This window comes from Nonomuraea longicatena, from assembly GCF_039525605.1.
GTDB classification, from domain to species: Bacteria; Actinomycetota; Actinomycetes; order Streptosporangiales; family Streptosporangiaceae; genus Nonomuraea; species Nonomuraea longicatena.
Window position 1 is genome coordinate 165,030 of the sequence record NZ_BAAAHQ010000010.1, and the last position, 21,067, is coordinate 186,096.

A 21,067-nucleotide genomic window follows, 5' to 3' on the forward strand; every position below is an offset into this window, starting at 1 on the left:
GACGAACGCCGAGGGGTCAGCGGGCGGGCGGCTCGTGGCGGTCGAGGTGATCGCGGAACCAGTCGAGCGTGAAGCGGTGTGAGGCGATGCCGTAATCCAGCGTCGCGCGCTGATGGGCGGCGACGTCGCGGTTCTCCTCGGAGATCTCCAGGGTGTCGAGATGCCGGTCGAGGGCCGAGAGCCGGTCGAGGTCGGCCTCGATGCGCGCCGTGATGCGGCGCAACACCGGTACCCGTTCGGCCGGCTCCAGCAGGCCGAGGAAGTAGAGCCTGGACAGCGCCGCGGTCTCCAGGTCGGGGCCGGCCGGCTCCCCTGTCATCCAGGCGCGGAACTCCTCGCGACCGGTGTCGGTCAGGCGGTACACCTTGCGGCCCCGACCGCCGGCTTCGACGCTGGCGACCTCGATGAACCCCCGCGCGAGCAGGGTGTCCAGCGCGCGTTTGATGCTGCCGGAGCTGGCGCTGTAGAAGAGCGCGACGCCGGCCTCGAATCCCTTGATGAGGTCGTAGAAGCTCTGCGGGGCGATCAGGAGCAGACCGAGGATCACATGGGCCATCGGCCGAGTATAGCTCGTTGACTCTCATAGATATGTCTAGTAGACATATGCTGCTGCTGTCGGGGCCCTCGCCCCGTCCGTCGACACCGGAGAACCCGCGGGCGATCCGAGACAGCGGAGACAAGGAGCCTCCAGGTGACATCGCCGTTCGCCACGACCCATGCTCATGACAACGACGTTCCCGCCGACGTCGACGCGCGGCTGACGAGCCTGCTGGAGAATCTCGTCGCGCAACGCGGCATCCACCACGCCAATCTCGCCGTCACCGGCGGCGACGGGAGGCGGCGCTGGTCCGCCGCCTCCGGCCCCGCTGACGGCCGCCCGCTGCGCCCTGACACCCCGTTCTTCGTCGCGAGCGTCACCAAGCGGTTCATCATCACCCTGGTACTGCAGGCGCACGAGCGCGGTGAGCTCGACCTGGCCGCGCCGATCGACGGCTACCTGCCGGCGGAGACGATCACCGGACTCCACGTCCTCGGGGGGATCGACCGGACGTCCGCGATCACGGTACGCCACCTGGCGAGCCACACCTCCGGGTTGCCGGACCAGTTCGAGAAGCGCGGTGACGGCCCCAGCCTGTACGAGCGCCTCGCGGCCGGTCAGGATGTGGCCTGGACCTTCGAGGACACGATACGGATCACGCGCGAGCACCAGCGCCCCCACTTCGAGCCGCAGGACCTCACCGCCGCGCGGCAGAAGGCCCGCTATTCCGACACCGGCTTCCAGCTGCTCATCCGGATCATGGAGACGGTGACCGGCCGGTCGTTCGCCGCTCTCCTGACCGAACGGATCCTCGGTCCGCTCGGCCTGACGCACACCTGGCTCCCGGGGACGGCGCCGGCCGGATCGCCCATCGGCTCGCTTGCGGCGCCCTCGCCGCTCTACGCGAGACGGCGTCGCGTGGAGCTGAGCTCGATGATCGAGTCCTGCAACGACCTGTTCAGCACCACCGGCGATCTTCTTGCCTTTCAACGAGCGCTGCTCGGCGGCGCACTCTTCGGCGACGCCCGCACGCCGGACCTGCTCACCGAGCGGCGCAACCGGCTGCGCAACATCCCCGTCCTCCGGTACGGCCTCGGCACCATGGTCTTCAAGGTCGGCCGGCTCGTGTCGCGGGGACGCCGTCCGGTCACGCTCGTCGGCCACTCGGGAGCCACGGGGACCTGGCTCTTCCACTGTCCGGAGCTCGACCTGCACCTGGCCGGCACCGTGGACCAGACCAAGGGGCAGGCCGTCCCCTTCCGGCTCATGGCGCGGTGCCTGGCCGGCTGGCGGACGTGAACCCCCGGGAGCCGGACGGTGACCTCCCTGCCCTCGTGCACCGCGAACTCGCCGGGGCCGGTGGTGCCGAACCGGGTCTGGCACAGGGTCAGCGAGACCGCGCCGGAGCCGCCGCCGAGCACCTCCGCGTCGGTGATGCGGTAGCTCGACACTGCAGAGGCCCGTGACGGGGGAGGAAACACCTGCCCCAAGTTGTTAGGGTTGCCTTACTCTGCCTCCGGGTCGTTCCGTGAGGCCGCACAAGGGAGCTCGATGGCCGGGGTCAAACACGTTGTTCACCAACCTGCCCCCGGGGCACTCGGCCGGCGCCGCCGATCGCGGCTCGCCCTGCTGTCGGTCCTGGCACTGCTCGTTCTCGCCGCCGCCCTGGCCAGCCTCGCGTTCGGAGCCAGGCAGATCTCCCTGCCCGACGTCTGGTCGGCGATCTTCTCGCCCACCGGGACCGGTGACGACGTGGTGGTACGCACGCTTCGGGTCCCTCGGACGATCCTCGGCATCGCCGTCGGGGCGGCGCTGGGCATCGCGGGCGCGCTGATGCAGGGTCACACCCGCAACCCGCTGGCCGACCCGGGGCTGCTCGGTGTCAGCGCGGGCGCGGCCTTCTGCGTGGTCCTGGGCGTCTACGCGTTCGGGGTGACCAGTCTCTTCGGGTACGTGTGGCTCTCGCTCGCCGGAGCCTTCGCCGCCGGCGTGGTGGTCTTCATGCTCGGAATGATCAGCCGCGACGGCCCCACTCCGGTGACGCTCGCCCTGGCCGGGGTCTCCTTGACCGCCCTGCTGCAGGCGTTCTCCTCCGCGCTGGTGCTGGACGACGCCGCGACCCTCGACGCCTACCGGTTCTGGTCGGTCGGGTCGCTCGCCGGTCGAGACGGTGACATCGCCGCGCAGGTCGCTCCCTTCCTCGCGGCCGGCCTGCTGCTGGCCCTGGTCAACACGGCGGGGCTGAACCTGCTGGCTCTGGGCGAGGACGTCGCCAGAGGGTTGGGTGTCAGCGTCACCCGCGTGCGATGGACGGGACTGACCGCCGTCACCCTGCTGACCGGCGCGGCGGTGGCGGCCTGCGGCCCGATCGGCTTCGTCGGGCTGGTGGTCCCGCACGTGTGCAGGATCTTCACCGGCTCCGACCACCGCTGGCTGGTGCCCGCGTCGGGCCTGGCGGGTCCGGTGCTGCTGCTGGGCGCCGACGTCGTCGGCCGGGTCGTGGTCTGGCCGGGAGAGCTTCCGGTCGGCATCGTGCTGGTCCTGGTGGGGGCGCCGGTCTTCGTCGCGCTCGTCCGGCGCAGGAAGCTGGTGTCGCTGTGACGCGCGAACGGGTGCACGCCCGGCTCGCCGTGCGTCTCGGCCCGTTGTCCGGCGTGTGGCGTCCCAGGATCGTTCTGGTCACGCTCCTCGGGCTCGCGGCGGTGACGCTGACACTCGCCTTGAACGTCGCCGTCGGCGATACGCCTCTGTCCGTGGGCGAGGTGTTCACGGTGCTGTCCGGCGGCGGTCCGCGCTCGCACCGGTACATCGTGCTCGACCTGCGGATGCCGCGCACCCTCGCCGGGATTCTGGTCGGGACGGCGCTCGGCCTGTCGGGGGCGATCACCCAGGCGGTCACCCGCAATCCGCTGGCCAGCCCGGACGTCCTCGGGGTGACCGCAGGAGCCAGTGCGGCCAGCGTTTCGATCATCGTGCTCGGCTCCACGTCGGCCACCGTCTCGGCGATCGGCGGCAGCGTCGGAGTGCCGCTCGCCGCCCTGCTGGGCGGACTGCTCACCGCCGCGCTGGTCTACGCGCTGGCGTGGAGACGCGGCATCGAGGGCTTCCGGCTGGTCCTGGTCGGCGTGGCCATCGGGGCGAGCGCCACCGCGCTGACCTCCTGGCTGCTGATCGTGGCGGAGGTCTCCGACGCCGCCCGCGCCACCGTGTGGCTGACCGGCAGCCTCAACGGCCGAGGCTGGGAACACGTGGTGCCGGTCGCCGTCGGCCTGGCCGTACTGGTCCCCGTGGCGCTGCTGCTGTCCTTCGTCCTCGGTGTCCTTCACCTGGGTGACGACACCGCGAGCGGGCTGGGCGCGCGGGTCGATCGCGACCGGGCGGCCCTGATCGTCGTCGCCGTCGCGCTGGCCGCCCTCGCCACGGCCGGCGCCGGGCCGATCGCCTTCGTCGCGCTGGTGGTGCCGCAGATCTGCCGGCGGCTGGCCGGTACGGCACGTCCGCCGCTGCTGACCTCGGCGATCTTCGGGGCGCTGCTCGTGCTCGCCGCCGACGTCATCGCCCGGACGGTGCCACGCACGGAACTGCCGGTCGGGATCGTCACCGCCATCCTCGGCGCCCCGTACCTGATGTGGCTGCTCGCCCGAGGTGTTCGCGGAGCCCGGCGCTGAAGACGGGACGGATCCCGCCGCTCACGATCGCCCCGTGTCGGCGGCGTCCTGTCCGTGCCCGGGTCCGGCCCCTCGGGCGGGATGTCGGCGCGCGGGGCGGCTTGAAAGTTAGATTAGCCTAACCTAATATCCTGTCGTGGTCACCTCACCTCTCTCCAGCATGACGCGACGCGACGCCCTTCGACTCGCGGGAATCGGCGGGCTCTCGCTCGCACTCACCGGCTGCGGTTCGGCAGGCGAAGCGCCCGCGGCGTCGGCAGGTGGCTCCTTCCCTGTCACGCTTGAGGGGGCGCAGGGCTCTGCCGTCCTGAACGCGGCCCCGGCGCGGATCGTCTCGGTCGGCCTGTACCGCGACATCGACGCCGCCGTGGCGCTGGGCCTGGTCCCGCTGGCGACACCCGATCTGTCCGGATTCATGGAGGGCGGGATCTCGCCCTGGGTCAGCCGGGAACTGCCGGGCGCCAAACCGGAGCTGCTGGCCGTCACCGACGGGCTGCCCTTCGAGAAGATCGCCGCGTTGGCCCCCGACCTCATCCTGGCGACCGATCACAGCGGACTGGCGGAGAACTACGCCGCCCTCAGCCGCATCGCCCCCACGCTGTCGACGGCCTCGGGCTACAACCGCGACCCCTGGCAGGTCACCACGACCCGGGTCGGGACCGCGCTCGGCGTGAAGAGCCGGGCCGAGACTCTCGTGAGCCAGGTGGAGGGCGCCATCCTCGCCGCCAAGGCCGCCAACCCCGGCTTCGCCGGGCGGACCTTCACCATCGGCCCGGTCACGGCCGAGGGCGTGATCAACACCGTCAACAGCCCGACCGACGCGTCGGCGCTGTTCATGTCCCAGCTCGGCCTGACCCTCTCGCCGAAGGTGGCCGATCTGCCGAAGGGCAACTTCCCCGGCCGGGCGACCGTCAGCCCGGAGCTCATCGAGGCCATCGACGCCGACGTCGTGATTCTCACCTTCAACACCCCGCAGGCCCGCAGCCGGCTTGAGGCGAACGAGCTGTTCCGGCGCATCCCGGCCGTGAGGCGCGGCTCCTACATCGCCCTCGACCTGCCGACGGCGATCGCCATGGCCTTCCCCTCCGCCCTGAGCATCCCCTATGGCCTGGAGCGGAGCGTGCCGCGGATCGCCGCAGCGCTGAAAGCCTGAGGCGTCGACCCGGTCGTCACCGGCTCGGGACGTTCCCGAGCCGGTGGTAGCGCGGCGGGTACAAGGGTCGGCGCGAACCCGGCCGGCTCTAATCGCGGGTGTGGACGCGGTTGAGCTCCAGTTCGCCGTCCAAGGTGACCTCCAGGACCGTGCACAGCGGGTTCAGGTGGTCGTCGGTCAGGTACACGTACTCCCAGCCCGGCACCTCGTGCAGTCCGCCGAACCGCTCGTGGCGCAGCTCACGCCCGTCCAGCGTGCGGACGCCGAGCACCTTGTTGCGCACCCCGCGCAGCACCACGAACTCGTTGGGCCGGTCGAAGACGAACAGGTACAGCTTCCTGCGGTCGGCCGACAGGGTGCTGGCCCCGTTGAAGTGGCCGGGCGGCAGTCCGCGTCCGGTGTCGTAGATCGCCTCGGCGTGCGGCCGGATCCACGCGCCGAGCCCGCGCAGCCGCTCGGCCTGCTCGTCGGTGATCGTGCCGTCCTCGCGCGGCCCGACGTCGAGCAGCAGGTTCCCGCCGCCGCCGATGGTCTCGGCGAAGATGCGCACGATCTGGCGCAGCGACTTGTGGTTGGTGTCGCGGTGCTGGAACCCCCACGAGTCGTTGATCGTCAGGCACAGCTCCCACGGCCCGGCGGGCGGTTCGATCGGCACCCCCTGCTCGGGCGTGGCGTAGTCGCCGTACCCCTGCATGCGCCCGTTGATCACCAGGGACGGCTGGCGGGCCAGCAGTTCCTCGCGCAACTCGGGCATGCGCCAGGTCTCGGCGTCGCGCTCCCAGTCGCCGTCGAACCAGAACAGCTCGGGGGAGTAGCGCTCCTGCAGTTCGCGCAACTGGGCGCGGTGGAAGGACAGGAACCGCTCCCACGCCGCCGGGTCCTCCTGGCCGGGCGGCGGGTAGGCGAAGCGGTTGTCGCCGGTGCCCACGCTGGCGTAGTCGGGGTGCGTCCAGTCCAGGTGGGAGAAGTACAGGCAGGCGCGGATGCCGCGCTCGCGCATCGCCTCCATGTACTCCCCCACGAGATCGCGCTCGTCGCGCAGCGCCGACTGCTCCGTCGGCCAGAGCGCGTAGCCGTCGTGGTGCTTGGCCGTCAGCACCGCGTACCGGGCACCCGCGTCCGCGAACAGCTCCGACCACTGGCGAGGGTCGAACCGCGACGCCGTGAACCCGGGAACCTGCTTCATGTAGTCGTCATGGCTGACCTGGCCGCTGAAGAAAGACCAGGACTCGGTGACGCCGTCAACGGCGTAGATCCCCCAATGGATGAAGATCCCGAGTTTCGCGGCGGGGAACCAAGGCTGCATGGTCACGACAGGAATCACCTTTCATCGGATGTCTGGCGATCCTATTCGTCCCCGGGTGTGAGGTACCACCATGGGTGTCCCCGCTCGCGGATCCGGCACGATGTCGCACGCCAGCCCGAACACCGACGACACCAGTTCGGCCGTCAGGACCTCGGCGGGCGGGCCCTGGGCGACCACCCGGCCCGCGTCCATGACGACCAGGTGCGTGGCGAAGCGGGCGGCCTGGTTGAGGTCGTGGAGCACGGCCACGACGGTCCTGCCGTCCTCGTGCAGTTCCCGGCACAGCTCCAGCAACTCGTACTGGTGGGCGATGTCCAGGAAGGTCGTGGGCTCGTCCAGGAGCAGCAGCCCGGTCTGCTGCGCGAGCACCATGGCGATCCAGGCGCGCTGGCGCTGGCCCCCCGACAGCAGGCCCGCCTGCGCGCCCGCGAGATCCCGCAGCCCCGTTCGCTCCAGGGCGAAGGCGACCGCCCCCTCGTCCTGCGGCGACCACTGGCGCAGCAGCGTGTGATGCGGGAAACGGCCGCGCCCGACGAGGGCGCCCACGGTGATGCCCTCGGGCGCGATCGGGTTCTGCGGCAGCAGCGCCACGTGCCTGGCCGCCTCGCGGGCCCGGTACTCCCACAGGTCGCGGCCGTGCAGCAGCACCTTGCCCCGGGCGGGCTTCAGCACCCGCGCCAGCGCCTTGACCAGGGTGGACTTGCCGCACCCGTTGGGTCCGATGATCATCGTCAGGCCACCGTCCGGCAGGTCGAGATCGACGTCCTCGACGACGGTACGGTCGCCGTAGGAGATCGTCAGGCCGCGCGCGGACAGGCCGGTCGGGGTGCTCACAGGCTTCCCTTCTTCCACTCGCGGGTCAGCAGGTATCCGAGATACAGGCCGCCCACGGCCAGCGTGTAGATGCCGACGGGCAGGTTGCCCGGGATCGGCGCGTGCTGGGCCGCGAGATCGGCGAGCACCAGCAGCAGCGCCCCGACCAGCGCGGCCAGCGTCAGGTGCGGGCCGGGCAGCCGGGTCATGCGCCGCGCGATCTGCGGCGCGGTCAGCGCGATGAAGGCCACCGGGCCCGCGACCGCGACCGCGCCCGCCGACAGCACGATCGACAGGCCGACCGCCGCCACCCGGGTCCCCTGCGGCCGCGCCCCGAGCGAGGCGGCGAGTTCGTCGCCGAGTTCGGCGGCCGTGAGGCGCCGCGACAGCAGCGCCACCAGCGGCACCACGGCCAGCAGCACCGCCCAGATCGTCGCCGCGTGCTCCCAGGACCGGGCCGACAGGCTGCCGTTGACGTAGGCCGTGAGCGCCGCCGCCCGGTCGCGCTCGACCGCGTACACCACGTACTGGGTGAAGGCGGAGGAGATCGCGTGCACGCCGATGCCCGCGACGACGAGCCTGCCCGGGTTCCGGAACCCGGAGCCCGTCGCGACGTACACGAGCGCCATCGCCGCCACCGCGCCCGCGAGCGCGCCGAGCGGCGCGGGCAGCACACCCGGCAGCATCAGTACGGCGAACGCCGCCCCGGCTCCTGCGCCCGAGTTCAGCCCGATCACGTCCGGGCTGGCCAGCGGGTTTCGGGTGACCGCCTGGAACAGCGCGCCCGCCAGGCCGAGCGCCGCCCCGGTGCCGACGGCTACCACCAGGCGGGGGCCGCGCAGCCGTTCCAGCACGAACGCCTGCTTGGCGTCGGCCGGACCCCGGGCGAGCGCGGCGAGCAGGTCGGCGGGCGCGAGGCCGAGCCGTCCCAGGCAGAGCGTCGCGACGGCGGCGACGGCGAGCAGCCCGAGAACGGCGGCCGCCACGACGACCGAGGTCCTCGACACCGGGATCGCGACCCTCACACCCCACCTCTCATCCTGCGTACGGCCAGCAGCAGCGCGGGCGCGCCGACGAACGCCGTCACGACGCCCACCATGAGCTCCTGCGGCCGCAGCACCAGCCGCCCGGCCACGTCGGCGGCCAGCAGCAGCGTGGGCCCGACGAGCGCGGCGAACAGGAGCTGCGCCCGCGCGTCCACCCCGGCGAGCGCGCGCACGATGTGCGGCACGGCCAGCCCGACGAAGGCGATCGGCCCCACGGCGGCCGTCGCGGCGGCGCTCAGCAGCACGGCGGCCAGCAGCCCGCCGGAGCGGGTCAGCGCCGGGTTGCCGCCGAGCGCGGCCGAGGTCTCCTCGCCGAGGGCGAGCGTGTTCAGCGCGGGCGCCAGCACCACGGCCAGCACCAGCCCGGCGGCGGCAGGGGGCAGCACCGACCACAGCACGGGGAAGTCGCGCCCGCCGAGCGCGCCGACGACCCAGTACCGGTAGCTGTCGAACACCTGCGGCCTGCCCAGCGTCACCGCCTGCACGTAGGCGGTCAGGACGGCGGAGACCACCGCCCCCGCCAGCACCAGCCTGGCCGGGCCCGCGCCTGACCCGGCCGAGCCGATCACGTGGACCAGCACCCCGGCCAGCAGCGCGCCGGGCAGCGCCCACCACACCGCGCCCTCCTGCCCGGCCGCGCCGAGGAAGGCCATCGCGGTGACGATCCCGGCGGAGGCCCCGGCGGTGACGCCGAGCAATCCGGGGTCGGCCAGCGGGTTACGGGTCACGCCCTGCATCAGGGTGCCCGCGACGGCCAGGCACAGCCCGGCCAGCAGGCCCAGCGCGGTACGCGGGTAGCGGCTCTCCACCACCGTCGCGGTGTCGGGGTGGGCGGTGCCGGAGAGGACGTCGAGGACGTCCGCCGGGGAGGTGGGATGGCTGCCGAACGCGACGCTCGCGAAGACGGCGAGCGCGAGCCCGGCGAGCGCGGCGATCAGCAGGAGGGCGCGGCGCGCGGGGAGCGGGACGGCGGTCACTTCTCGACGGTGGCGACGGCCTTGTCGATCAGCGGCAGGTACCGGTCGATCACCCACGGCACGGTCAGCGGGTTGATGATCGAGGAGGCCGTGACGAACGGGTTGTCGTCGCTCGCGACGACGCCGCCGCGCCCGACCGCGGGGATGGCCGCGTACAGCTTCTGCGCCTCGATCTCCTTGCGGGTCTTCGCGTCGGTGTAGAAGGTGAAGATCAGGTCGCTGCCGGCGAGCTTCCTGGCGTTCTCCAGGCCGATGAGGGCCGAGTCGGTGCCCTCGGTCTCCTTGAAGGTCTCGACCACCGGGTCCACGCGGAGGCCCAGCGAGGTGAGCATCTCCACCCGCTGCTCCTCCGGCTTGAACACCCCGAGCGTGCCGGGGCCGGTGGTGTAGACGTAGGAGAAGCTCACGTCCTTGTACGCCGGGCGGGTGGCGGCGGCGTCGGCGAGCCGCGCGCGGGTCTGTTCGATGAGCTTCGGCCCGTCGGCGGGCCTGCCGAGCGCCTTGGCGATGATCTCGATCTGCTGGTCCCAGTTGGTGCTCCACGGCAGGTCCGGGTAGGCGACCGTGGGCGCGATCCCGGACAGCACCGCGTACTGCTCCTTGGTGATGCCGGACCAGGGCGCGAGGATCACGTCGGGGGCGAGTTCGACGATGGTCTCCACGTCGATGTCCTCGCCGCCGTCGAACTGCTTGGGCAGCGTCCCGCCCGCCTTGGTCACGGCCTCGTGGATCCACGGCAGGTAGCCGGTCTTCGGGTCGCTGCCCCAGGCGTAGCTCTCGATGCCGACCGGTACGGTCCCCAGCGCGATGGCGGTCTCCGCCGAGCCCTGGCCGAGGGTGACGATCCGCTTCGGCTGCGCGGTGATGGTGGCCTTGCCGAGCGCGCTGTCGATCGTCACGGGGAAGGCGGCTCCTGCCTGATTCTGTGCCTGTTCCGGGGCCTGGTCCTGGGCCTTGGGGGCCGCGCCGGCGGCGGGTTCGCCCTGCGTGCCGGACCCGCACGCGGACAGGGCCAGGACGGTGGCGAAGGCGGACAGCGTGAGCGCGCGAGGGAACCTGAACGGCATGAAGAGATCCTTGGGCAGGGGAAGATCCGGAAGGCGGAAGTTAGGTTAGACTAACCTATGTAGTGTCCGGTTCTCAAAGTTTCGTCCTGTGTGTCGTGATAAATGGTGTTTCAGGGGTTTCGGGAGTGATAGTCCGACTATTCGGGCATGCTCGGAACACAGGGGGGAACCATGACCGAGACACCCATGCCCATCGTCGTGGGCGTCGACGGGTCGGGCAGCGCGCTCGACGCCGTCGACTGGGCCGCGGACGACGCCGCACGCAGACGGGCCGAACTGCGCATCGTGACCGTCCGCGACCCCGACCTCGCCTTCCCCGGGCAGAGCGACGACGCCGACCGCGCCTCCCTGGCGGCCGCCGCCGCCCGCGCCGGTGAACGCCTCCCCGACCTGACGGCCACCACCGAACTGCTGACCGGCGAGGTCATCGGCACCCTGCTGGAAGCGGCCGCCGCCGCGCAGGCCGTGGTGATCGGGCACCGGGGCGTCGGCGGCTTCGTCGGGCAACTGCTCGGCTCCGTCGGGCTGGGACTCGCCGGGCACACACCGGGGCCGCTCGTCGTCGCACGCGGCCGGGTCGGCGCCGACCGGGGCGAGATCGTCGCCGGGTTCGACGGCTCACCCCACTCGGAGGCCGCGATGCGGTACGCCTTCGAGGCAGCCCGGTTGCGCTCGGCGCGGCTGCGCGTCGTGTACGCCTGGCCGATGCCGGTCTCCTCACCGCTCGCCTTCGGCTACCGGGGGCGGCTCGCGGGCGTCTTCGACGACCTCGCCGAGTCCGCCGCCATCCGCCTGGCCCCGTGGCGCGAGCGCAACCCCGACGTCGAGGTCATCGACGACGCCATCGGCGGTCACCCCGTGCCCGCGCTGATCGCCGCCTCCACCGCCGCCGACCTCGTCGTGGTCGGCTCCCGGGGACGGCGCGCCTTCCGCGCGGCGGTCCTCGGCTCGGTCAGTCACGGCGTCCTGCTGCACGCGGAATGCCCCGTCGCGGTGATCGGCTCACGCTGACGCGGTGTTGTGGTTACACTTATTGCAGATATCTTGGAGGTTGGAGGTGGCAGTGCCCCGCACCGGAGTCCTGGCGAGTGCGACGTGCGTCGAAGCGGACAGCCGTGACCGGAAGCTGCTTCAGCATCTGGAAGAGGCGGCCACCGCCTCGCAGGCGTCCTTGCTGCTGCGGGAGGCGGACGGCACCGACATCGAACTGCCCCCCTCGCTGGTCGCCCTGCTGGTCGCGGCGGCCCGCGATCTCGCCAAGGGCAACGCCGTCTTCGCCCTGCCGGTGGAGACCCGGCTTACCCCGAGCGAGGTCGCCGAGCTGCTCGGCCTCTCGCGGCCCTTCGTCGCACGGCTGCTCGACGAGGGCGAGATCCCCTCGCAGTATCTGCCGGACAGCCGCCACCGCCTGGTCCGCCTCGTGGACGTCCTGGAGTTCCAGGCTCGCCGTGAGCGCCACGCCGAAGGCCGCCGCAGAATCATCGAAGCCGCCGAAGAGGCCGAACTTCCCCACTGACTTCGGCCGTCTGGGAGACGGAGGCCGTGGGTTCGCACCCGCCGCGAGCGCGGAGGGGGCCGAACATGGTGACGCCCGTGTCCCCGTCGCTGGTCGACAGGGGCACGGGCGTGGTCTGAGGGCGGATCAGCCGTTCATGTGCGGGTAGCGGTGGTCGACCGGCGGCACGAAGGTCTCCTTGATCGTGCGGGCGTTCACCCACCGGATCAGGTTGAAGATCGATCCGGCCTTGTCGTTGGTGCCGGACGCGCGGGCGCCGCCGAACGGCTGCTGTCCCACGACCGCCCCGGTGGGCTTGTCGTTGACGTAGAAGTTGCCCGCCGCGAAGCGCAGCCGCTCGGCGGCCGAGGCGATCGCGTAGCGGTCCTGGGCGATGATCGACCCGGTCAGCGCGTACGGCGAGACCGACTCCATCTGCGTCAGCACCTCGTCGTAGCGCGCGTCGTCGTAGACGTGCACGCCGAGGATCGGCCCGAAGTACTCCTTGACGAAGATCTCGTCCGTCGGGTCCTCGCCGAGCAGGATCGTCGGCCTGACGAAGTACCCGGCCGAGTCGTCGTAGGACCCGGTGAGGACCTCGATGCCGGAGGTCGCGCGGGCCCGGTCGATGGCCGCCTTGTGCTTGGCGAAGGCCCGGTGGTCGATCACCGCGCCCATGAAGGTCGACAGGTCGGCGGCCACGTCGCCGACGGTGAGCGACTCGGCGGTGGCGACGAGGTCGTCCTTGATCCGAGACCAGATCGAGCGCGGGACGTACGTCCTGGACGCCGCCGAGCACTTCTGCCCCTGGTACTCGAAGGCCCCCCGCACGAGCGCGGTGGTGAGGACGGAGGGGTCGGCCGACGGGTGGGCCAGCACGAAGTCCTTGCCGCCGGTCTCACCGACCAGGCGCGGGTAGCCGTGGTAGCCGGTGATGTTCTCGCCGACGGTCCGCCACAGGTGCTGGAAGGTGGCGGTCGAGCCGGTGAAGTGGATGCCGGCGAGCGCCGGGTGGGTGAGGGCGACGTCGGAGACGGCCTGGCCGTTGCCGGTGACGAGGTTGATGACGCCCGGCGGCAGCCCGGCGGCCTCCAGCAGCCGCATGGTGAAGTGCGCCGCGAACTGCTGCGTCGGCGACGGCTTCCATACGACGACATTTCCCATCAACGCGGCAGAAGTCGGCAAATTTCCGGCGATGGCGGTGAAGTTGAACGGCGTGATCGCCAGAACGAACCCCTCCAGCGGCCGGTACTCCATCCGGTTCCACACCCCCGGCGACGACACCGGCTGGTCGGAGTAGAGCTGGCGCGCGTAGGCCACGTTGAACCGCAGGAAATCGATCAGCTCGCAGGCCGCGTCGATCTCCGCCTGCTGCGCCGACTTCGACTGCCCGAGAACCGTCGCGGCGTTCAGCGTCGCCCGCCACGGCCCGGCCAGCAGATCGGCCGCCTTCAGGAAGATCGCCGCCCGCTCGTCGAACGACAGCGCGCGCCACATCGGCGCCGCACGCAGCGCCGAGTCGATCGCGTCCTGCACGTCCTGGGCCGTAGCGTCGTTGGTACGCCCCAGGACGGAGGTCTTGTTGTGCGGCTGGACGACGTCGATGGCGGCACCGCCGCCCATCCGCTGCCGCCCGTCGACGGTCATGGTGAGCTCGACGGAGTCGCCCGACAGCTCCTTGATCTTGTTCTCCAGGGCGGCCCGCTCGGCGCTGCCCGGCGCGTAACCGTGGACCGGCTCGTTGGCCGGAGTGGGAACGTTGCTGATGGCATCCATTTACTTGCCTCCAAGGGCACGAAGGAAGAACGCGACGTTTGCGGGGCGCTCGGCGAGGCGGCGCATGAAGTAGCCGTACCAGTCGTCGCCGTAGGGCACGTAGACGCGGACCGTGTGCCCGGCACCCGCCAGGGCCTCCTGCCGGTCGGTCCTGATCCCGTAGAGCATCTGGTACTCGTATTCGCCGACGGCCCGGCCGAAGCGGTCGGCCAGCACCTCGGTGATGGAGATCAAGCGGTCGTCGTGCGTGGCCACCATGGGGTAGCCCTGCCCCGCCATGAGGATGCGCAGGCACCGCACGTACGCCCGGTCCACCTCCTGCCTGCCCTGGTGGGCGACCGAGGGGGGCTCGTTGTAGGCGCCCTTGACCAGCCGGACCCGGCTGCCGGAGACGGCGAGGTCGCGGCAGTCGTCCTCGCTGCGGAACAGGTAGGACTGGATCGCGACGCCCGTCGAGGGGTACTCGACGCGCAGCTTGCGCAGGATGGCCAGCGTCGAGTCGACGGTGGTGTGGTCCTCCATGTCGAGGGTGACGTAGGAGCCGCCCGCCGACGCGGCGGCGCAGATCGCGGTGGCGTTCTCCAGGGCCAGCTCATCGGACAGCTCCTGGCCGACGGCCGACAGCTTCACCGAGACCTCGGCGCGCTCGCCCAGCCCCAGCGGCCGCAGCGCCTCCAGCAGTCGCGTGTAGGCGGCGGCGGTCGCGGCGGCGGCGTCCGCGTCGCGGGTCTCCTCGCCGAGATGGTCGACGGTGACCGTGAGCCCGGAGCCGGTCAGCCGCGCGACGGCGTCCCTGGCCTCCTCGACGCCCTCCCCGGCGACGAACCGGTCGACCACCTTGCGAGTGAGGGGGAAACCGGAGACCGAGCGGCGTACGAGCCTGCTCCGCGACGTGGCTAGCAGCAGTTGACCGAGCATGCTTCCAGCGTAGAACCGCAGCTCAGGCCCCTGCCATCGACGTCCGTAACGCCGGTTGTGGCAGGCTGTCATACAAATGCACAACAACGCCGACCTACAGGAGACCGTCGACGAGATCGCCCGCGTTCTGGGGGCCTCGGCGACGCTCGAAGACCGCTCGTTCCGCCTGCTGGCCTACAACGCCCAGCACGGCGAGATCGACGCCGTCCGCCAGGAGTCCATCCTGCGCAGGCGCGCCACCGGGCAGGTGCGCGCCTATTTCGAACGCTTCGGCATCGCCCGCGCCGCCGGCCCCGTCCGCATCCCCGCGGACCGGGCCCTCGACCTCAAGGCCCGCATCTGCTGGCCACTGCGTCACGGCGAGGTCACCTACGGTTACCTCTGGCTGCTCGACTCGGGCGCGCTCGGCGACGACGTCCTCGCCCGCGCCGCCACGCTGGTCGCCCGCGCCGCGAGCACCCTCGCCCAGGAGGCCCGCAGCCGCCAGGACGCCGGGCGCGGGCTGCGCGCCCTGCTGTCGGCCGACCCGGAGGAGCGCGCCGCCGCCTCCATCGAACTGCCGGGGCCGGTCACGGCGGTCGCCGTCCGCGAGTCCACGGAGCGGGTCGCCGCCCTCTGGACGCTCCCGCGCGGCGTCTTCGCCCGCGCCGGCTCGCCGGTGGCGCTCCTCGCCCCCGCACACCTGGCCGCAGAGGTCGCGCAGACCCTCCAGAGCGCGTACGGCACAGCCGCCGGCCTCGGCGCCCCCCGCCACGACACGGCCGACGCCTGGCAGAGCTGGCGCGAGGCCCAGCAGGCGCTGCGGATCGCCGAGCACTTCCCCCGCTTCGCGCCCGTGGCCCGCTGGGAGGACCTGGGCGTGCACCGGCTGCTGGCCCGGCTCGGCCGCGCCGACCTGCGCGAACTGGCCGCGGAGGTCGAAGGCCTGGAACCCGAGCTGGCCCGCACCACCGAGACCTACCTCGACTTGGGCGGGCACGCTCAGCAGGCGGCGGCGGAGCTGGGCGTCCACCGCCAGACGCTCTACTACCGGCTGGGCAAGGTCGAGCGCACGTTGCACCGCGACCTCGACGACGGCGACGACCGCCTGGCCGTCCACCTGGGGCTGAAGGCCGCCCGCCTGACCCGCTGAGCCCGCCTGAGGGCCGGTGGCCTCAGGCGTGCACCGGCAGGACCTCCTCGTAGACCCGCAGCAGTTCCTGTCCGATCCGCTCCCACGAGTACCGCGACCGCGCCCGGTCCGCGGCCGCGTACCCCAGCGCCGTCCGGAGCGTGGTGTCGGCGAGCAGGTCGCGGGCCAGGTGCGCGGTGCGCGCCGGTCGGTCCGGCGGGACGAGCAGCCCGGTGACCCCGTCCACGACCGAGTCGAGGTGCGCGCCGACGGCCGAGGCGATGACGGGCACGCCGCAGGCCATCGCCTCCAGCGCGACGATCCCGGAGGGCGCCTCGCGCGGCACCGTGACGACGGCGTCGGCGCTGCGCATGAGCTTCGGCACCGAGGCCCTCGGCACCTGCCCGAGCAGCCGTACCCGGTCGCCGACGCCGAGCTGGGAGGCCAGCGCCCGCAGCCGCCGCGCCTCCCGGTCGTTCGCGAGCCCGGCCGCCTGCGGTCCGCCCGCCACCAGCAGTTCCACCCCGGGCAGCGCGGGCAGCGCCCGTACGACGGTGTGCGCCCCCCGGTCGGGTGTGAGCGGCCCGACGTGCAGCAGCCGCTGGCGCTTGCCCCGCGAGGCCGCCGCACCGTGGCGGGTGAACCGGGTGACGTCGACGCCCTGCGGCACCACCGCGATGTGCTCGCGCGGCACGCCCAGCCGGATCAGCGCGGCCTCCTCGTCACCGGAGCCCGCGATCACCGCCGCCGCCCGGCGGCCCAGCGCCCGCTCGACCTTCATCGGGCCGTGGCCGGGCACCTGCAGCGTCTGTGTGACCGGCACTCCGAGCCCGTCCGCGCCCGCGGCGGCGGCCAGCCCCGCCGTCCAGGAGTGGGCGTGGATGACGTCGGGACGCTCGCGCGCCCACCGCTTCGACAGGTAGCGGCTGACATCGCCCAGATAGGGCAGCACGTCGTCGGAGGAGAGATCGCGGGCCGGGCCGGCCTCGATCTGCTCGACGACGACCCCGGCGGCCGGACGGGAACGGGCGCCGCCCTCTGCGGAGATGCGGCGGGAATAGATCGTGACCTGGTGGGAATGTCCGAGTTCACGGGCGGCGGCGAGAATATGGCGGCGCTGGCTGCCGGTGGCGGACGTGACGATCGCGATGTTCATGGCACACCTCAGCGATTGCTGCTGACAAGGTGTGCCTGCGTCTTAGGCACGCGAAAGCTGCTTTTATTGACCATACCCGCTGACCGCCCTGGCGCAAACCTCACTGCAGCAGGGCCTGCCTGGCGGCGGCCTTCTCACGGACCTCGTCCACGAACCTCGCGCCGAGCCCGGCCTCGCGCTCGCCGCCATGGCGCTCATATGCCTCCCAGCAGCCCTGGATCCCGTGCACCAGGCTCTCCAGCAGGTCGGAGGCCGGGCGCGCCGGGTCGAGCAGGGTGAGGGGCACGTCCTGCGGTTGGTCGCGGTAGCCCTCGGCGGGCTCGGACTCGGCGCGGGTGCCGTCGCCCGCCTCCTCGGAGGCGGGGATGCGCTGCAGGAGGAAGGGCGCCCCGAACAGGTTCCCGTCGGCCACCTGCAGCGCGTTCCTGATGAGGATCATCACGAACTCGCGGGTACGGGCCCCCAGGTGCAGCGCCGCAACGACCTGCAGCGCGCCGTCCGCCGCCGCCGGGCGGGCCGGGTCGGCGCCGTCCATCACGAGTTGCGTGGGGTGCAGGCCGGTGCGCTCGGAAGTCACGGCGGTGGCCGCGTACAGCCAGTGGGCGGCCGCGACGGCGGCGGCCGTGCACCCCACGCGGGTGAACAGCCCGACGGGTCCGAACGGGTCCTCGCGCAACAGGGCGTCGGCCGAGGCGATCTGCGGCGGCGAGACGTCCTCGCAGCTCAGGGTGACGGCCTGGCGCGCCCGTCCGGTGAAGTCGCCGCGTTCGGCCTGCTCGACGGCGTCCAGTTCGCACAGTACGTCGGAGATCACCAGGTCGGCGAAGGGCCCGGTGCCGAGCGTGCGCAGGGACTGGCCCACCTGGCGGGCCGAGCCCTCGATCCGGGTGCGGGGCGCGGCGTCCACGCAGGTGCCGTGCCCGTCGATCCGGGAGAGCACGGCGCCGAAGGAGTCGCGTTCGCGCAGGCGGCGGGTGCCGGCGATGCCGGAACCCCGGTTCAGGGCGGCACTGGCCGGGTGCGTGTAGCACCGCCAGCAGTCCCTCGACAGCCGGGTCATGCGGGCGGCCAGGCGCAGGCTGTCGTGCTCGCGGGCCGAGGAGGGCAGCCGGGCGACGGTGACGGCGATGTCGCCGAGGCCGGTGCTCCAGTGGGCGACGAGCGTGCCCTGGACGAGGTCGATCGCGTACCGGGTCACGCGTGCTCCTTGGGGGAAAGAGGTGGGGAAGCGCGAAACCAATGCTCAGGATGGGCGATCGACGACCGTTCCGGAGGCTGTTTGCGCGGACTGCCGGTCGCCGACCAGGGCTTTTGCCGGAGTATGCACGTAAAAATCCCACTGCTTCGCCACTGCCCGGACGAACATCCGCGCGCCGGAGACTCGGGACAGCCCTACTTTCGATCTTGATGTTGCCTCCAGTGACGCGGCCGCCGTCCGGATGATCGACTTGTTCCGTCCAAGGAACGAGAGGAAGGCGGACCATGCAGGCACGTGACAGGCGGTCGGTTCTGGCGTCGGCGGGAGCCCTGGTGGCAGGAGGCGTCGTGGTCGCGAGCGGCGGACCGGCCGAGGCCGCCTCGGACGGCCAGGCCCGCGACAGTTTCCGGGTGGTCGACAGGAGAGGCCGCCAGCGATTCCTGGCCTCCTCCACCAAGCCGCCGGTCATCCACAGCGGCAGGACCTACCCGGCGGAGCAGCGCCAGGGCCCGGAGGGAACGTATCTGATCTTCAACGACGGGGACGGCAACGAGAAGGGCGGCATCGTCGCCGCCTCCACGACCTCCAGCATCTCCCTCGACTACGCCAACGCGCAGGCGATCACGATCGCCGCCCTGTGGCAGGGCACCCGGGGCGCGGCGGGCATGCGGATCCACGGCATGCCGGACCCCTCGCTGCCGATCGAGCAGGTGCCGAGGACGCCGGATCGCATCCAGCTCCTCCACACCACTCATGAGGGGACGTTCCTGGCGTTGAACGACTCCCAGGGCAGGCCCAGGATCAGGCTGGCGATCGACGGCGACGACAACCCGTCGATCGAGGTGCTCAACGCCCAGGGTCAGGTCGTGTCCCGGCTGCCGTCGTGACCCGGCGGGGGTAAAACCCGTGGCGGGCGGCCGGACGCCCGGCCATCATGGCCCGGATGGACAAGAACTGGCGGCAGACCCTGGCCGACTACGTGCTCCTCGGCTGGACGCCGTGCGGCTTCGGCGACTGGGCGGTCGCGGTGCGCTCGCCCGACGGACTGCGCGCAGCCCGGATCTGCCCGTTCGACCCGGCCTACGCCGCCTTCCTGGAGTTGTGCCGCAGGCTGCCGGGCAACCCGTACCTGCCGGAGATCGCCCTCACGGCCGAACTGTCCGGCGGCGGCTCGCTGGTGGTCATGGAATACCTCGCCCCCGCCGCCTCGGACGAGGCGGCGGAGCTGAAGCGGCGCTGGTCCGACGGCGGCGGCGACCCCCAACTCGCCGCCGTCAGAGCGGCCGCCGACGCGGTCGACGCCGACTTCCGCGCCTCCACGCCCTGGTGGGACGGCTTCGACCTGAACCCGGGCAACGTGGGGCGCGCGCTCGACGGCCGCCCCGTGCTGCTCGACGTCTTCTGCATGGACGGCGCAAGCCTCTACGCCCAGATCCTCGCCGACGCCTCGGTCGTGAAGGCGAGCTTCCCGAAGGCGCGCGACGTCCTCGACATCCCGTTCATCGCCAGGCAGTCCCGCCCGGAGGAGATCGCGGACCTGCGCGCGGCCTGGACGGTCACGCCCGCCTGATCAGTCGCCGGGCGGTGAGCTCGTAGGCCGGCCACACCAGCGCGCACACCACCGCGACGGCGGCCGGCGCCGCCCACAGCGGCCCGGAGGGCCACGGCCGGCCGAGGAAGCCGATGCTCAGCAGCGTCACCGGCGCCAGGCTCATCACCAGGCCGGCGCCCGACGCGGTGAGCGCGATCAGCAGCGCCTCCCACCGGATCATCGCCCGCAACTGGCGCGGAGTGGCCCCCAGCCGCTTGAGCGCGGCGATCTCGGCGCCGCGTCCCGCCGTGGTGGCCACCAGCCGGCCCGCGACCGACACGAGCACATAGCCGAGCAGTACGGCGAGGACCGCCAGGTTGATCCACAGCTGCGCCGAGCCCTCGGCCTCCTGCGGCGACAGCCCGCCGGGGGCGACCACGACCCCCGGCCAGCGCGCGGCCAGCGTCCCGGACCGGAACTCGCCCCGCACCAGGACCGTCGAGTCCAGGCCCGCCGTCGTGTGCCCGGCCACCAGGTCGCGCGCCAGCACGACCGGACCGACGCCGAGCGCCCGCGTGTAGGTCGCGACCACGGTGACCCGCACCGGGGTGCCGTCGCCCAGCGTGAGCTCGCGCCGCTCGCCGACCCGGCCGGCCCGCTCGTCGAGCGCGATCGACGCGCCCGTCAGGTCGGCCAGGTCGCCGCCGGTGACGTCGAGGTCCACGACCGACTTCGCCTCGGGCCCCAGCACCAGCGCCGCACGGGAGACCGAACTCTCCCCGCCGTCGCCCACCGCCAGCGACCGCGACACGACCGTGGTCGTCGAGACCGACACCGCGGCCCGCACACCGGGCGTCCGGCGTACCTCCTCCAGCAGGCCGTACGGGATGCCGCCGTAGGCGGGCGCCGTGACGGCGGCGTCGGCGCGTACCGTGCGCACCGCCTCCGCCTCCGTCGCCGCCATGATCGTGGTGTGCGTGAGCGACATGCTGGTCGCCAGCGTCACGACCATGCCGAGCGCGGCCACGGCCCCTGCGGTCCGCAGCGCGTACCCTCGCGTGTTCGTCACGGCCAGCCAGAGCGCGGCCGGCGCGCGGGCGGGCAGCCGCCGGGCCAGCAGTCCGGTGAACCACTGCGCCAGCCTCGGACCGGCCAGCGCCAGCCCGATCACCGCCAGCAGCGAGGCGGTACCCGGGCCGATCGCGGCGATCTCGCCGCGCACGAACAGCGGCATCGCGGACAGCAGCACCGAGGCCAGGAGCAGCAGCGACCCGCTCCTGAACCGCACCGGCGACGGGGTGCGCGGCTCGGCGG

20 protein-coding genes are annotated in these 21,067 nt (G+C 72.4%); 9 read left to right on the forward strand and 11 right to left on the reverse strand.

Translation table 11 applies throughout. The features are described 5' to 3' along the window. Positions 1–16: 16 nt before the first annotated feature. The gene (locus ABD120_RS12545; protein ID WP_343949976.1) at positions 17–556 is read right to left on the reverse strand and encodes a PadR family transcriptional regulator; all 540 of its coding nucleotides are present in this window, start codon (positions 554–556) and stop codon (positions 17–19) included. Between the two features lie 135 nt (positions 557–691). Between ABD120_RS12545 and ABD120_RS12550 the strand changes: the two genes are divergently transcribed. The 4 genes from ABD120_RS12550 (at position 692) to ABD120_RS12565 (ending at position 5,359) form a co-directional block, all read left to right on the forward strand. Next, positions 692–1,837 (forward strand): serine hydrolase domain-containing protein, encoded by a 1,146-nt coding sequence (locus tag ABD120_RS12550; protein ID WP_343949977.1) that lies wholly within the window; start codon positions 692–694, stop codon positions 1,835–1,837. Between the two features lie 252 nt (positions 1,838–2,089). Beyond that, complete coding sequence (locus ABD120_RS12555; RefSeq protein ID WP_343949978.1) at positions 2,090–3,139, forward strand: FecCD family ABC transporter permease; 1,050 nt, start codon at positions 2,090–2,092, stop codon at positions 3,137–3,139. Continuing rightward, positions 3,136–4,206 (forward strand): FecCD family ABC transporter permease, encoded by a 1,071-nt coding sequence (locus ABD120_RS12560; RefSeq protein ID WP_343949979.1) that lies wholly within the window; start codon positions 3,136–3,138, stop codon positions 4,204–4,206. Before ABD120_RS12555 ends, ABD120_RS12560 begins: the two co-directional genes overlap by 4 nt. 160 nt (positions 4,207–4,366) lie before the next feature. After that, complete coding sequence (locus ABD120_RS12565) at positions 4,367–5,359, forward strand: ABC transporter substrate-binding protein (RefSeq protein ID WP_343949980.1); 993 nt, start codon at positions 4,367–4,369, stop codon at positions 5,357–5,359. Positions 5,360–5,447: 88 nt separating this feature from the next. Here the strand turns inward: ABD120_RS12565 and ABD120_RS12570 are convergent, their stop codons facing one another. The 5 genes from ABD120_RS12570 to ABD120_RS12590 are packed head-to-tail and all read right to left on the reverse strand — an operon-like array spanning position 5,448 to position 10,568. Continuing rightward, positions 5,448–6,665: an alpha-L-fucosidase gene (locus ABD120_RS12570; RefSeq protein WP_343950006.1), complete on the reverse strand. Its 1,218-nt coding sequence runs from the start codon at positions 6,663–6,665 to the stop codon at positions 5,448–5,450. A 21-nt stretch (positions 6,666–6,686) separates the two neighbouring features. Beyond that, entirely contained in the window at positions 6,687–7,499 is an 813-nt protein-coding gene (locus ABD120_RS12575; RefSeq protein ID WP_343949981.1) for an ABC transporter ATP-binding protein, read from the reverse strand. Further along, entirely contained in the window at positions 7,496–8,503 is a 1,008-nt protein-coding gene (locus ABD120_RS12580) for a FecCD family ABC transporter permease (RefSeq protein WP_343949982.1), read from the reverse strand. Before ABD120_RS12580 ends, ABD120_RS12575 begins: the two co-directional genes overlap by 4 nt. After that, positions 8,500–9,501 (reverse strand): FecCD family ABC transporter permease, encoded by a 1,002-nt coding sequence (locus tag ABD120_RS12585; RefSeq protein WP_343949984.1) that lies wholly within the window; start codon positions 9,499–9,501, stop codon positions 8,500–8,502. Before ABD120_RS12585 ends, ABD120_RS12580 begins: the two co-directional genes overlap by 4 nt. Next, positions 9,498–10,568, reverse strand: a complete 1,071-nt coding sequence (locus tag ABD120_RS12590; protein WP_343949985.1) for an iron-siderophore ABC transporter substrate-binding protein — start codon at positions 10,566–10,568, stop codon at positions 9,498–9,500. The genes ABD120_RS12585 and ABD120_RS12590 overlap by 4 nt, the downstream gene beginning before the upstream one ends. 171 nt (positions 10,569–10,739) lie before the next feature. Here ABD120_RS12590 and ABD120_RS12595 point away from each other — a divergent pair, with 171 nt between their 5' ends. Then, positions 10,740–11,579 carry a universal stress protein gene (locus ABD120_RS12595; protein ID WP_343949986.1) on the forward strand — a complete coding sequence of 280 codons (840 nt, stop codon included), beginning with the start codon at positions 10,740–10,742 and terminating at the stop codon, positions 11,577–11,579. 46 nt (positions 11,580–11,625) lie between these two features. Next, positions 11,626–12,084: a helix-turn-helix domain-containing protein gene (locus tag ABD120_RS12600; protein ID WP_343949987.1), complete on the forward strand. Its 459-nt coding sequence runs from the start codon at positions 11,626–11,628 to the stop codon at positions 12,082–12,084. A 126-nt stretch (positions 12,085–12,210) separates the two neighbouring features. On the opposite strand, the gene pruA is transcribed toward ABD120_RS12600, so the two are convergent. Both pruA and ABD120_RS12610 read right to left on the reverse strand, forming a co-directional pair. Beyond that, on the reverse strand, positions 12,211–13,839 hold the full coding sequence (gene pruA / locus ABD120_RS12605; protein WP_343949988.1) for an L-glutamate gamma-semialdehyde dehydrogenase: 1,629 nt from the start codon (positions 13,837–13,839) through the stop codon (positions 12,211–12,213). After that, positions 13,840–14,757 (reverse strand): proline dehydrogenase family protein, encoded by a 918-nt coding sequence (locus ABD120_RS12610; protein WP_343949989.1) that lies wholly within the window; start codon positions 14,755–14,757, stop codon positions 13,840–13,842. 76 nt (positions 14,758–14,833) lie between these two features. Between ABD120_RS12610 and ABD120_RS12615 the strand changes: the two genes are divergently transcribed. Continuing rightward, positions 14,834–15,889 carry a PucR family transcriptional regulator gene (locus ABD120_RS12615; protein WP_343949990.1) on the forward strand — a complete coding sequence of 352 codons (1,056 nt, stop codon included), beginning with the start codon at positions 14,834–14,836 and terminating at the stop codon, positions 15,887–15,889. 22 nt (positions 15,890–15,911) lie between these two features. Here the strand turns inward: ABD120_RS12615 and ABD120_RS12620 are convergent, their stop codons facing one another. Then, complete coding sequence (locus ABD120_RS12620) at positions 15,912–17,024, reverse strand: glycosyltransferase (RefSeq protein WP_343949991.1); 1,113 nt, start codon at positions 17,022–17,024, stop codon at positions 15,912–15,914. Positions 17,025–17,124: 100 nt separating this feature from the next. Beyond that, positions 17,125–18,222, reverse strand: a complete 1,098-nt coding sequence (locus tag ABD120_RS12625; RefSeq protein ID WP_343949992.1) for a hypothetical protein — start codon at positions 18,220–18,222, stop codon at positions 17,125–17,127. 284 nt (positions 18,223–18,506) lie between these two features. Here ABD120_RS12625 and ABD120_RS12630 point away from each other — a divergent pair, with 284 nt between their 5' ends. Together ABD120_RS12630 and ABD120_RS12635 are read left to right on the forward strand one after the other, a co-directional pair. Next, entirely contained in the window at positions 18,507–19,109 is a 603-nt protein-coding gene (locus ABD120_RS12630) for a hypothetical protein (protein ID WP_343949993.1), read from the forward strand. A 56-nt stretch (positions 19,110–19,165) separates the two neighbouring features. Next, positions 19,166–19,792, forward strand: coding sequence for a hypothetical protein (locus ABD120_RS12635; RefSeq protein ID WP_343949994.1), 627 nt, complete (start codon positions 19,166–19,168; stop codon positions 19,790–19,792). Here ABD120_RS12635 and ABD120_RS12640 read toward each other — a convergent pair. Then, positions 19,779–21,067: FtsX-like permease family protein (locus tag ABD120_RS12640; protein WP_343949995.1), on the reverse strand; the 1,289-nt coding region annotated here is incomplete at its 5' end. The two genes, ABD120_RS12635 and ABD120_RS12640, sit on opposite strands and share 14 nt — an antisense overlap.

Coding starts and splice junctions, on each gene's coding strand:
- ABD120_RS12565 (WP_343949980.1), top strand. CDS start 4,367: ATGACGCGACGCGACGCCCTTCGACTCGCGGGAATCGGCGGGCTCTCG.
- ABD120_RS12610 (WP_343949989.1), bottom strand. CDS start 14,757: ATGCTCGGTCAACTGCTGCTAGCCACGTCGCGGAGCAGGCTCGTACGC.
- pruA (WP_343949988.1), bottom strand. CDS start 13,839: ATGGATGCCATCAGCAACGTTCCCACTCCGGCCAACGAGCCGGTCCAC.
- ABD120_RS12545 (WP_343949976.1), bottom strand. CDS start 556: ATGGCCCATGTGATCCTCGGTCTGCTCCTGATCGCCCCGCAGAGCTTC.
- ABD120_RS12555 (WP_343949978.1), top strand. CDS start 2,090: ATGGCCGGGGTCAAACACGTTGTTCACCAACCTGCCCCCGGGGCACTC.
- ABD120_RS12635 (WP_343949994.1), top strand. CDS start 19,166: ATGGACAAGAACTGGCGGCAGACCCTGGCCGACTACGTGCTCCTCGGC.
- ABD120_RS12615 (WP_343949990.1), top strand. CDS start 14,834: ATGCACAACAACGCCGACCTACAGGAGACCGTCGACGAGATCGCCCGC.
- ABD120_RS12630 (WP_343949993.1), top strand. CDS start 18,507: ATGCAGGCACGTGACAGGCGGTCGGTTCTGGCGTCGGCGGGAGCCCTG.
- ABD120_RS12590 (WP_343949985.1), bottom strand. CDS start 10,568: ATGCCGTTCAGGTTCCCTCGCGCGCTCACGCTGTCCGCCTTCGCCACC.
- ABD120_RS12570 (WP_343950006.1), bottom strand. CDS start 6,665: ATGCAGCCTTGGTTCCCCGCCGCGAAACTCGGGATCTTCATCCATTGG.
- ABD120_RS12620 (WP_343949991.1), bottom strand. CDS start 17,024: ATGAACATCGCGATCGTCACGTCCGCCACCGGCAGCCAGCGCCGCCAT.
- ABD120_RS12595 (WP_343949986.1), top strand. CDS start 10,740: ATGACCGAGACACCCATGCCCATCGTCGTGGGCGTCGACGGGTCGGGC.